Here is an 11,469-nt window from a genome sequence, read left to right on the forward strand (position 1 = left end):
CGGCGGGATCGAGGTCGTCGAAACTGAACGTCAGGCCGCCCCCACGGTTGATCGGGACGTTCGTGCGTCTGCCGCCGCGGTGATTCGCGGTGACTTTCGGTGTGGGCCCGTGCCGGAACCACGTGACGATCCGGGTGGCCTCGGTGGCGTCCGTCGGCGCGATGTCCTCACCGACAAGAGCGTTGACCAACGTCGATTTGCCGGCCTTGAGCGTGCCCGCCAGCGCGATGCGGATCGGCTGATTCAGCCGCCATCCGATCCGCTCGAGCTCGTTGTGCAGGTCGCGGCGTTGCCCATAGACAGGGTCGTTGTGATACGCACGGATCGTGCCGGCCAAGATGGCTCGCACTTGATCGCTGGTGCTCACCGGTCGAGTTTAAGTGCGCACTAGCCCCGGAATGCTCCTCGCGTCCGCTATCCCCGAAGCGTCAACCGCGGTTGCGCCGGCGTATTGGCTGTCGAGACAGGCCTCGGGGCCGCCAGCTCGGCGGCCTTCGCGGACACCTGCCGCAGGATGTCGAGATGGCGTTCCAGCTCCGCGATGCGCTGATTGCGTTCGTTCTCTTCGAGCCGTGCTGACGTCAGCATCGCCTGCAGCGACTCGTTGATGGACCGGGTCGTCTGGTTCGCGATGGTGCGGTAGTGGTTGCGCAGCCGGCGGTGGATGGCTTGCAGACGGTCCCGGGATTCCTTGACGACGACGAACGTGATGTCGTCGACGAACCGGCGGACGTTGTTCTTGGCCTCGTTGCGCACGCGCTGCATCCGGTTTTCCATGTCCTCCTTGTAGGCCTTGCGGCCCAGCAGCAGACCGGCGCCGATCGAAAGCGGGTTGAACATGCCCAAACCCGCAAGCGAACCGAGCATGCCGAACATCAGCACGCCGCCGTATGAGCCACGCATTCCGCTGACCGCCTTGCTGCCCACGGTCACCCGCTTTTCATCCATCCGCGCCAGGGCCTTGAACCCGGAGAAGCTGGCGCCCATTTCGCGCGCGCTGATCTCCGGCGCCTTCACCGCGTCGAGACCGGCTTCGACGAAGGTGCGGGCGACCTCTTTGGCGAGCGCGTCGGCGCGCTGGAACGCCCAGACGAAATTGTCGCCGACCGCCTCGGCCACGACCTGTTCCAGCTCCGAGCCGATCTCGGCCCACTGCAGTGTCGGGTCGCAGCCGTCGATCTGCTGCTCGAAGTGGGACGTGATCGAGCGGAATCTGGACCGGAGGTCGTGGTCGACGTCCGCGGTCAGGTCGGCGACTCCGTCGTTGAGCACCTGCTGCCACAGCGCGGACTGCTGCAGCGCGTCCTGCGCCTCGTCCTTCCTGCGTTCGAGGTCTGCGGTCAACCGCTCGCGCTCGCGGGGATCGCTCATGGCCGACAACTCCGTATCCATGACCATCGTCAAATGCTCTGCGACAGAACGCACATCGATGAGAACCTGATCGCGAACCCGGTCGTTCTCCCGCGACATGACCCGCTCGGAGAGGAACTTGACGATCTCCGGAAAGTTCGACTCCTCGTTGAGTTCCTTGTCGTTCATCGAGATCGCATGGCTGCGCAGCAGCGACGACGCCGGGATCAACGGGACGTCGAGGTTGGCGCGCTGCAGGTGGGCACGGTCTGCGTCGACCACCGCGCGCCAATACGGGTACAGGTCGGTCTTCGTCGCGATGATCGCGGCCATCGGACAGATCTCGAAAGCCTGTCGCATGAAGGTCATCTCGGGTTCGGTGAACTCCTGACTGGTGTCGCTGACCATCAGGATCGCGTCGGCGTCGGGCAGCAGACCCAGGGTGGCCGACAGATGCGGCTGCCCGTGGCCCCCCACCCCGGGAGTGTCGATGAACACCAGGCCGCCTTGCAGCAGCGGGCTGGGTGCGATCACCTCGACGCGCAGCACCTCCCGGCCGCCGGCCTGCGGGGCACGCCGCAGGTCTTTGTTGATGTCGGCGGTGGGGATCTCGACCGCTTCGGCGCCACCGTCGGCGGTAGCGACGACGAGCTGAGCCGCGGGCTGCTCACCGTGCAGCACGACGGTGGTGAGCACCGTGGACTCGTCGTCGCCGACGCGCGCGACCGGCATGTTGAGCAGCGAGTTCACCAATTGGCTCTTGCCCTGCTTGAGCTGTCCGGCGATCACCACGCGGATCTGCGGGTCCATGATCCGGTCGCGGGCCATGGCAAGCCGTTCGGCCAAATCGTCGCGGTTCTTGATCTGGGCGATTCTGGCGGCATGGTCGATCAGCTCGACGATCACGCGGACTTGGCGCGGATCACTGGGCTGCGTCACCTGGGCCTCACTTCGTTGCGAATCAGTCAACGGTATGCGCACGAACCTGGCGGGGACCATTGCGGTCCCCGCCAGATTCGTTGGTTACTGACGGTGCTGCCTTGCTCCTCGCGTCCGTGCTAGAAGCCGAGGTGCGTGTTGTGGCTGTCGTGCGTCAGCGTGGTGTTGTCGTGCGTCGAGTGGTCGTACGTCGGGGCGTACGTCGATGTGCTCTCGTGAGTCACCGCGGTGGATTCGTGGCTGTTGAGCGACCCGACATTGTCGTGCGTCGACGCGTCGTAGCTGTTGTGCGACGCGACATCGGTGTGGTTGTTCGACGCGATGTTGGTGTTCGTGGTGTGCGTGTTCACCACCGTGTGGGTGGTGTCCACGGTGTGGGAGTTGTCCACACCACTGGAGTTGCCGACACCGTGGATGTTGGTGTTGGTCTGGTTCCCGTGCACCGACGTCACGTCCGTGTTCCCTTGTGCCACATTGGTGCTCCCGTGGCTGGTCTGGATCACGGTGCCGTCGTGGTTGGACACCACGTCATGGCCGGCGGTCGTGTTGCCCTGGCTGGTGCTCGACGAGTTGTCGTGCCCCATCGTGACTGCCGAGCCCTGACCGGCGTGGATGTTCCCGTTGTTCACCGAGTTGCCAGTGCCGAGCACCGCGCCGTCGCCTGTGACGATGTCACCGGAGGTGTGCCCGCTGGTGATCACGGAGCCGTCGGTGGCGGTGGTGGTGGTGCTGGTGTGGCTGCCGAACAGGGTCACATCGCCGAAGCCCAGGTTGAACGCGCCCTGCTGGGCGTTGGCGCCCGCATCCTGATGAGGGCTCAGCAACGAGGTGTCGTTGTTGGACAGCGTGCTGGGCGCGAACTCGTTCTGCGGCGCCCAGGTCGGTGACCAGGTGGGTGACGGCGCGATCACCGGCTCCCAGCCGTAGTGGTTGGTCAGGGCGCTCTGAAGCCCCACAACCGGGTCGCCGTTGCCGAGCGCGAGGCTCGGGACAGCGGTGGCCGCCACGGACTGGATCTGGGCGGAGGTCACGTTGTTAAGACCCGCGTCCAGAAGCGACTGCTCCGGGTCGACCACGAACGACTGAGCGGACACGGGGTCGCGGAACAGGTTGAGGATGAAGTCGATCAAGCTGATCATCGGTGTGCCTTTCGTTGGTACGTCTGGGTGTTGCCTCACCGGGCTGTCCGGTGATCTGTCAGCCACGGTATGGGCCCGCGCGAACCCCCGAAACGGGGCCACAACCCCTACCTTTCCGGGCGGGTGCCGGGTTAGGTTAGCAAAGTTGATTAGGGGATTAGGGGATTGATGGGCGATGCCCCGGGTTTCCCCAGCAAGATCACAGTTTGCGCAGCTCAAAGCGCACAAAGCCCCCGACCCAGGGCGGTCGGGGGCTTGCGCGTTCCGGCGTCTGTTACATCAAGGGGTCGTGGCCGAAGCCTTGGTGGTCAATCGAGTGGTCGACCGAGTGGTCGAAGCCGGGGTCGACGGATTCGGCGTCGAATACCGGTACGACGTCGTGAATCCCGTCGGCGGCCGAGAACGAGTCATCGACCTGCACCGGGTCGAAGGTGTGCAGCTCAGGAACGGAATCGCTCCACCCGTCGCCGGCGTTGACCGGCGCGTACGCCTGATGATCGATGACCGGCTCGTGGGCGTCGAGGCTCACCGGCGTCGGCAGGTGATCGGAGAACGCGTCGAATGCCGCGGTCGCCGCACCACTGGACCACACGTTGGCGTCGGCGGTGTCGAGACCGTGGGCCGGCGCGGCCATCGAAAGAGACTCCGAGACCACCGGAATCAGATTGTTGACGTCGACGCTGGTCACATCGGTCAAGTGGGCGTCGGCGATGGCCTGCTGCGGATTGTCGGCGTAGCGTGCCGCCGCGTCAGGGTCGCGGACCAGCGACATCACGAAGTCGAGCAGCTCGTTTGCCATGCTGCCGATGTTAGCGATCACCAGCTAATCACGGATCGGTGTCAAACCCACTGATGCGCCGCAGCCGTTAGGGGATGCAGCATTAGGGGGTTCGGCGCGGTTAGGGGATGCCGAATGACCATCGGTTGCCCAGCCGCTATCGTGAGCCACGTGACCTACTTCCTGGGCCTCTCCGTCGGGATGACCAACCTTGTTGCCGCGCGCGTCGGCGAAGCACCCGTGACGCGCAGCGCGGTGCTGAACCTGTACCCGGATCGGGCACCACAGGTGGGAGTGGCCTCGGAGAACCCCAACGTCACCGGGGACGGTGTGGTGCTTTCCGGCTTCGTCGAACGTGTCGGCGACCCGGTTCCGCTCGTCGCGTCGGATGGCTCCACCCACGCCGCCGACCGCCTGCTCGTCGATGCGCTCGGCGCGATGGCAGACGCGGTCGGTGACCAGAACACGGCCCCATCGCAGGTTGCCATCGCCGTGCCCGCACACTGGGGGCCAGCTGTCCTGGGCGCGTTGCGGGCAGCGTTGCGCACCACCCCAAATCTGTCCCCCGGCGGTGTGCCGGCACAACTGGTGCCCGACTCCACGGCCGCGCTCAGCGCGCTGCGAACAAGCCCCGGGCTGCCCAACAGCGGGATTGTGGCGCTGTTGGACTTCGGTGGCAGCGGAACCAGCATCACGCTGGCCGACGCCACCAAGAACTTCGAGCCGATCGACGAAACCGAGCGCTACACCGACTTCTCCGGCGCGCAGATCGACCAGGCACTGATGACCAAGGTCCTCGCCGACGTCAGCCAGTCGGGCGGTGTCGATCCGGCCAGCACCACGGCCGTCGGGGCGCTCACCCGGCTCCGCGAGCAATGCCGCCAGGCCAAGGAGCGACTGTCGGCGAGCGCCGCGACCGAGATGTCCGTCGAGCTTCCTGGATACAAGTCAGATGTCCGGATCACCCGCGCCGAGCTGGAGGATTTGATCATCCAGCCGTTCACCGGGTTGATGACTGCGTTCGAGGACATGTTGCAGCGCAACAGGATTCAGCTGGCCTCGCTCTCAGCGGTGGCCACTGTCGGCGGCGGTGCCGCCATCCCGTTCGTCACCCAGCGGCTCTCGGAGGAGCTGCGGTTGCCCGTCATCACCACACCCCAGCCCGCGTTGAACACCGCGGCGGGCGCGGCAGTGCTCGCCGCGCAGGGACCGGCGGGCGACGCCACCGGACTGGCCCCCGCCTCTCCCGCTGATACGCCGACGGGCCTTGCCCCGGCGGCCCCCGATGCCGCGACGGGCATGTCGACGGCGGCGTGGGCAGCGGGCGCAGCAGGCGCAGCGGCCGCGGAGTCGGCGTCCGACGGCTCCCCCTCCGCCACCTTCCGTGCACTGGCCTGGTCGCAGGACGAAGGCGGGACGGACCCGGTGCCCTACACCGGCGGTGAATACCCCACCCGAAGCCCCGACGCCGACGTTTACCCTCCGGAGGCGGCCGCGCGGCCGCAGGTGGAGTTCATCCCGCCCGACTCGGGGCTGGTCGAGGCGCCGCCGTTGCCCTGGTACCGGCGGCCGCAGGTGTTGTTCGGGGCGGCCTTGATCGCCGTGCTTGCTTTAACAGGGGGCCTGGTGTGGACGCTGACGAGCTCGAACAGCCCCCTCAAGACCAGCAAGACGCCGTCGGCTACCTCGACCGCGGTCACCAACCCGACAGTTCCGGGTGAGCCGCTGACCACGACAATCACGGTGACCGGCCCTGACGGATCGTCGACAGTGTTTGCGCCGCCTTCGTCGGGGCCGAGCGAGACGACTCAGCCGAGCACTAGCGGGACCTCCACCACCAGCAGCTCGCCGACCACCACAAGCTCGTCGCCGACGAGCACGTCGACCTCAACGAGTTCGTCGTCGTCCTCTTCGTCGTCGTCCTCTTCGTCGTCGTCTTCGTCATCGTCGTCGTCGTCTTCGTCCTCTTCGTCGCCCAGCAAGCCGCCGAGTTCGCCCGCCACGCAGTCGTCGCCCGTCAGCAACCAGTCGTCGTCGGAGGCGCCTCCGGCCAGCCAGCCCCCGGCGAGCCAGCCCCCGGCCAGCCAACCGCCCGCCAGCCAGCCCCCGGCCAGCCAACCTCCCGCCAGCCCCCCGCCGCCGAGCGGCCAGGCCTCAGGGCCGGTCACGGTCACGATCCCGCAGCCTTAACCAGCGATGACGTCGCGAGCACTGGCTCCGGAGGCCGACGGGCTCGTCGAGGCGATCGCGAATACGCCGAGCCACCCGACGAAGGCCGTCGTCGTCGGGGGCATCGGGACAGGCAAGAGCACGACCCTGTCCGCGGTCCGCGCGACACTGCGCGCAGCCGCCGTGGACGTGATCACCCGCCCCACCGTGGCGAAGCCCGCCGGGCATGCCGCCCTCGTCGTCGACGACGCTCACCTGCTCTCTGACCCCGAACTCGACGCGTTGGCCGGCTGGGTAGACGAGCCGTCGGCCACGGTGGTGATCGCCACGCAGCCCTATCAGCACCACGGCGCGTTGCATGAGGTGATGGTGACGATCGAGCGGGAGCGCCCGCCAATAGTCCTCGGCGCATTGCCCTCTCATGACGTGCAGCGGATCACCGCGGCTGCGCTGAACGGTCCACCGTCGCCCGAGGTGATCCGCAGCCTGATGAGCGCGACGGCGGGCCTGCCGTTTCTGGTGAATGCGGTCCTGAACCAAACCACCGACGAATCGGGGCAGCGCCTGCACGCGGGCGATACACCGGCGATGGCGATCGCGCAGGCGGCGCGATTCACGTTGATCGACCGGTTACGCGCGGTCGACGAGGCCGTGCTGGATGCGCTCTTGATCGCCTCGTTGAGCCCCGATCTCGGTGCAGCCGATGTCGCTGCAGCACTGAGGATTTCGGTTCATGAGGCGCAGGCCTTGGTCGATGGCGCGCGCGCCAGTGGCCTTCTCGAGCCGTCCCACAGCCAACAGTTTCTGCGGCTCGTGCACCGCGCCGTCGCCCAGATCGTCGGGGCCGCTCATCACAACGAGGTCGAAACATCCTTGTTGGCAACACAACTGGAGATGTCCACGTTATCCCCAGATCTGGCGTTGAGGCTTGCCGAGCACGGGGTGCGCGATCAGCGTGTCGCTGATGTGCTTGCGGTTCAAGCCGAACAGGCTGCCGGGCAGCCGGATGGCGCGGTGCGGCTGTATCGAGCGGCTGTGGATGCGGGCGCAACCCAGCTGACCGCCCAGCTCGCCGATGCGCTCGCGCTGAGCGGAGACTGCACGACGGCGGCCAGGCTGGCTGACGACCTCCTCGGCTCCGGGGATCCCGGGGAGCGGGCCGCCGCCGTCCGGATCGCCGCGTCGATCGCCGCACACGACGGCAACTCCGGTCAGGCTGCCGATCTATTCCGTTGGCTTGGGCCACATCCGGACGCGGTCGTAGGCGCCGCGGGCGCAGTGGTGCTGATGGGCGCCGGCGACGCAGCTGCCGCACGCGCATCGCTGGAACGGCAGGACAGCGGACCGCCGACGATCGCGGCGCGTGCGGCACGCAGCCTGGCCGAGGGTCTCGTCGACACCTTGGAGGCGCCGTTCGCGGTCGCGATCGGCCGGCTCGGACAATCGCTTGCCGGCCACCAGGGCCTGCGCGGCGCGATGCCCGACACGCCGGCCGCCCTCGTCACGCTCGCGGCGATGCACGGCGGCGACCCGGTGCGGGCCCGCAGCGTGATCAGCCGCGCCGTCAGCTCGAGCCGCGATTCCCTGTCCGCCCACCGCCACCGACTGCTGCTGGGATGGGTGCGCATGCTCGACGGCCAACTCGGCGCCGCGGGCGCGGATCTGACGACGATGGCCGATGCGAACCTGCATCGCCGCGACGCGCTGTGGTCCGCGGCGCTGCGCACAGGAATCGCCAGGCGGGCCGGCGACAGCGGGGCGATGCAGCGCCATTGGTACACGGCGATGGAGGTGCTCGCCGAGTACGCACTCGACGTGTACTCACTGCTGCCGTTGGGCGAGCTGTGGATCGCCGCGGCTCGGTTGCGCCATGTTGATCGACTCCAGCACACCCTCGATGAGGCCTTCGGGCTATTGGATCGCCTCGGCAATCCGCTTCTGTGGTCGGTCCCGCTGCATTGGTCGGGTGTGCACGCCGGCATCCTCGCGAACTCCCCGGACGCCGTTGCGCCGCACGGTCAGGCGCTGACCGCGGCGGCCGGGTCCAGCCCGTTCGCCAAGGCGCTGGCCGCCGCCGGCCGCACATGGCTGCGGGTACTGGCCAAGCACGTCGAGATCGGTGATGTCACGGTCGCGGCCCGCGGGCTCGCCGAGTACGGCCACACCTGGGACGCGACCCGGCTCGCCAGCCAGGCCGCGCTGCAGACGCCGGACGCACGGATCTCGGGCGCGATGTTGCAGGTGGCGCGGGACCTGAAGGTGTCGGCCCCGATCGACGACGAGGCGGCCGTCGCGCCCTCTGCGGCCGGGGTGGCGCAGGACGCCCACGCCGCGCCGGCGGCTCGGCTCTCCGAGCGCGAACGCGAGGTCGCGGAACTTCTGGTGCAGGGCATGCCGTACCGAGACATCGGCAGCCAGCTCTTCATCTCGGCGAAGACGGTCGAGCATCACGTTGCCCGCATCCGGCGCCGACTCGGCGCCGACTCACGGTCGGAATTGCTGTCGATGTTGCGAGCGATGCTCACGCCCCAGCGATGACCTCACGCCGCCGAATTTGCGGTTAGGGCAACCTTGCTCGCGCCTGCGATGCCCGAGATGTCAATATGAGCAGGCAACGAGGCTAGTTACCAGTCAGTAACATGAGAGATGTTACCGGCGAGTAACTTTGATAGCTGGGAGGCGCCCGTGGAGACGCAGACGGTGATCAGGCTTGTGGTGGGGCTGGGGATGACCGCCATCGTGTTGCTGCTCGCCGCCCGCCGCGTCTGGTGGCTGTTCAGCCTCGTCCGCGCCGGCCAGCCCGCGACTGGGCGCACCGACCACGTCGGCACACGGATCTGGACGCAGATCAAAGAGGTCTTCGGCCAAACGCGGCTGCTGCGCTGGTCGATCCCCGGGCTCGCGCACTTCTTCACGATGTGGGGCTTTTTCATCCTCGCCACGGTGTATCTGGAGGCCTACGGCACGCTGTTCAACCCGACGTTCCACATCCCGATCGTCGGCACGTGGAACGTGCTCGGGTTCCTGCAGGACTTCATCGCGCTCGCGGTGCTCGCCGGCATCACGACGTTCGCGATCATCCGGTTGCGCTCGGAGCCCAGGGAATACGGCCGGTCGTCACGCTTCTACGGCAGCCATCTCGGGGGCGCCTGGCTCATCCTGTTCATGATCTTCAACGTCGTCTGGACGTTCGCGCTATTCCGTGGCTCGTCCGCGGCTCTCGGCAACCTGCCGTACGGCTGGGGTGCGTTCTTCTCGCGCGGCATGGGTGAACTCTTGGGGCACTTGCCCCACGCCGCGCTCGAGGTCATCGAGACCGTCGCCCTGCTGCTGCACATCGCGGTCGCGCTGATCTTCCTGCTGATCGTGCTGCACTCCAAGCACCTGCATATCTTCCTGGCGCCAATCAACGTGACGTTCAAGCGCCTTCCCGACGGCACCGGTCCGCTCCTGCCGCTCGAATACCACGGCAAGCCAATCGACTTCGAGGATCCGCCCGACGACGTCGTGCTCGGGCGGGGCAAGATCGAGGACTTCACCTGGAAGGGCATGCTCGACTTCGCGACATGCACCGAATGCGGGCGCTGCCAGTCACAGTGCCCGGCGTGGAACACCGGCAAGCCGCTGTCGCCGAAGCTCGTGATCATGGACCTGCGCGACCATTGGATGGCCAAGGCGCCCTACATACTCGGCGAAAAGCCCACTCCGCTGGAGGGTTTGGACCTCGAGACACCTGAAGAAGAAGCCCATCACGTGCCCGAATCCGGATTCGGCCGGGTTCCGGGGTCAGGTCCGCTTCAGGCGATACGTCCGCTCGTCGGCGATCTCGAGCAGCTCGGCGTCATCGACCCCGACGTGCTCTGGTCGTGCACCACGTGCGGCGCGTGCGTGGAGCAGTGCCCGGTGGACATCGAGCACATCGACCACATCGTCGACATGCGCCGCTATCAGGTGATGATGGAATCGGAGTTCCCTGACGAACTGAAGGATCTGTACAAGAACCTGGAAAGCAAGTCGAATCCGTGGGGCCAGAACGCGAAAGACCGGCTCAACTGGATTTCCGAGGTCGACTTCGACGTCCCTGTCTACGGCACTGATACCGAGAGCTTCGAGGGATACGAGTACCTGTTCTGGGTCGGCTGCGCCGGCGCGTTCGAGGACCGGGCGAAGAAGACCACGAAGGCGGTCGCCGAGCTGCTGGCGATTGCCGGGGTCAAGTACCTCGTGCTCGGCGCACAGGAGACCTGCAACGGCGATTCTGCCCGCAGGTCGGGCAACGAGCTCCTGTTCCAGCAGCTCGCGGAGCAGACGGTCGAGGCGCTCAACGGGGTGTTCACCGGCGTCGAGTCCGTCGACCGCAAGATCGTCGTGACGTGTCCGCACTGCTTCAACACGATTGGGCGCGAATACAAGCAACTCGGCGCGAACTTCACTGTCCTGCACCACACTCAGCTGTTGAACCGGCTCGTCCGCGATCACAAGCTGGTGCCCGTCCAGCCGGTGACGCAGGACGTCACCTACCACGATCCGTGCTACCTCGGCCGGCACAACAAGGTGTACGAGGCCCCGCGCGAGCTGGTCGGTGCGTCGGGCGCGGTGCTGAAGGAAATGCCCAGGCACGCGGAGACTGGCTTCTGCTGCGGGGCGGGCGGCGCGCGGATGTGGATGGAAGAACGGATCGGCAAGCGGGTCAACCTCGACCGCGTCGACGAAGCGTTGATGACGGTCGGGGACGACAGCTCGGCCAAGATCGCGACGGGCTGCCCGTTCTGCCGGGTGATGATGACCGACGGCCTCGGCGACCGGCAGAGCGAAGGTCAGGGCGAGGGCGTCGAGGTCCTCGACGTGGCTCAACTGCTGCTCGCTGCGCTCGACACCAGCGAGGTGACGCTTCCCGAGAAGGGTGCCGCAGCCAAGGCTTTCGCCGAGCGCGCCGCCGCGGCGGCGCCTGCGGAGTCTGAAGCAGCCGAAGCGGCCCCGGCCCAAGAGACGGAAGCGCCGGCGGCCAAGGCTGACACTGCGACTTCGGATGCGAAACCGGTCACCGGGCTGGGCATGGCGGGCGGCGCGAAGCGGCCCGGTGCCAAGAAAGCC

7 protein-coding genes are annotated in these 11,469 nt (G+C 67.2%); 3 read left to right on the top strand and 4 right to left on the bottom strand.

All coding sequences use genetic code 11. The features are described from left to right. The 4 genes from QOH60_RS05125 to QOH60_RS05140 form a co-directional block, all read right to left on the bottom strand. A partial coding sequence (locus tag QOH60_RS05125; RefSeq protein WP_526417785.1) for a dynamin family protein occupies positions 1 to 367 on the bottom strand: 367 nt, incomplete at its 3' end. Between the two features lie 47 nt (positions 368 to 414). Further along, positions 415 to 2,289: a dynamin family protein gene (locus QOH60_RS05130; RefSeq protein WP_526417787.1), complete on the bottom strand. Its 1,875-nt coding sequence runs from the start codon at positions 2,287 to 2,289 to the stop codon at positions 415 to 417. Between the two features lie 119 nt (positions 2,290 to 2,408). Next, positions 2,409 to 3,428: an IniB N-terminal domain-containing protein gene (locus tag QOH60_RS05135; protein ID WP_526417789.1), complete on the bottom strand. Its 1,020-nt coding sequence runs from the start codon at positions 3,426 to 3,428 to the stop codon at positions 2,409 to 2,411. Positions 3,429 to 3,702: 274 nt separating this feature from the next. After that, positions 3,703 to 4,227, bottom strand: coding sequence for an Rv0340 family IniB-related protein (locus tag QOH60_RS05140; protein WP_526417791.1), 525 nt, complete (start codon positions 4,225 to 4,227; stop codon positions 3,703 to 3,705). A 150-nt stretch (positions 4,228 to 4,377) separates the two neighbouring features. On the opposite strand from QOH60_RS05140, the gene QOH60_RS05145 reads away from it, so the two are divergent. The 3 genes from QOH60_RS05145 to QOH60_RS05155 all read left to right on the top strand — a co-directional run. Continuing rightward, positions 4,378 to 6,396 carry an Hsp70 family protein gene (locus tag QOH60_RS05145; RefSeq protein WP_526417793.1) on the top strand — a complete coding sequence of 673 codons (2,019 nt, stop codon included), beginning with the start codon at positions 4,378 to 4,380 and terminating at the stop codon, positions 6,394 to 6,396. A 6-nt stretch (positions 6,397 to 6,402) separates the two neighbouring features. Then, positions 6,403 to 8,913, top strand: coding sequence for an isoniazid response ATPase/transcriptional regulator IniR (gene iniR, locus QOH60_RS05150; RefSeq protein WP_526417795.1), 2,511 nt, complete (start codon positions 6,403 to 6,405; stop codon positions 8,911 to 8,913). A gap of 147 nt (positions 8,914 to 9,060) precedes the next feature. Next, a partial coding sequence (locus QOH60_RS05155; protein WP_526417797.1) for a (Fe-S)-binding protein occupies positions 9,061 to 11,469 on the top strand: 2,409 nt, incomplete at its 3' end.

The organism is Mycobacterium sp., assembly GCF_032159765.1.
Classification (GTDB): domain Bacteria; phylum Actinomycetota; class Actinomycetes; order Mycobacteriales; family Mycobacteriaceae; genus Mycobacterium.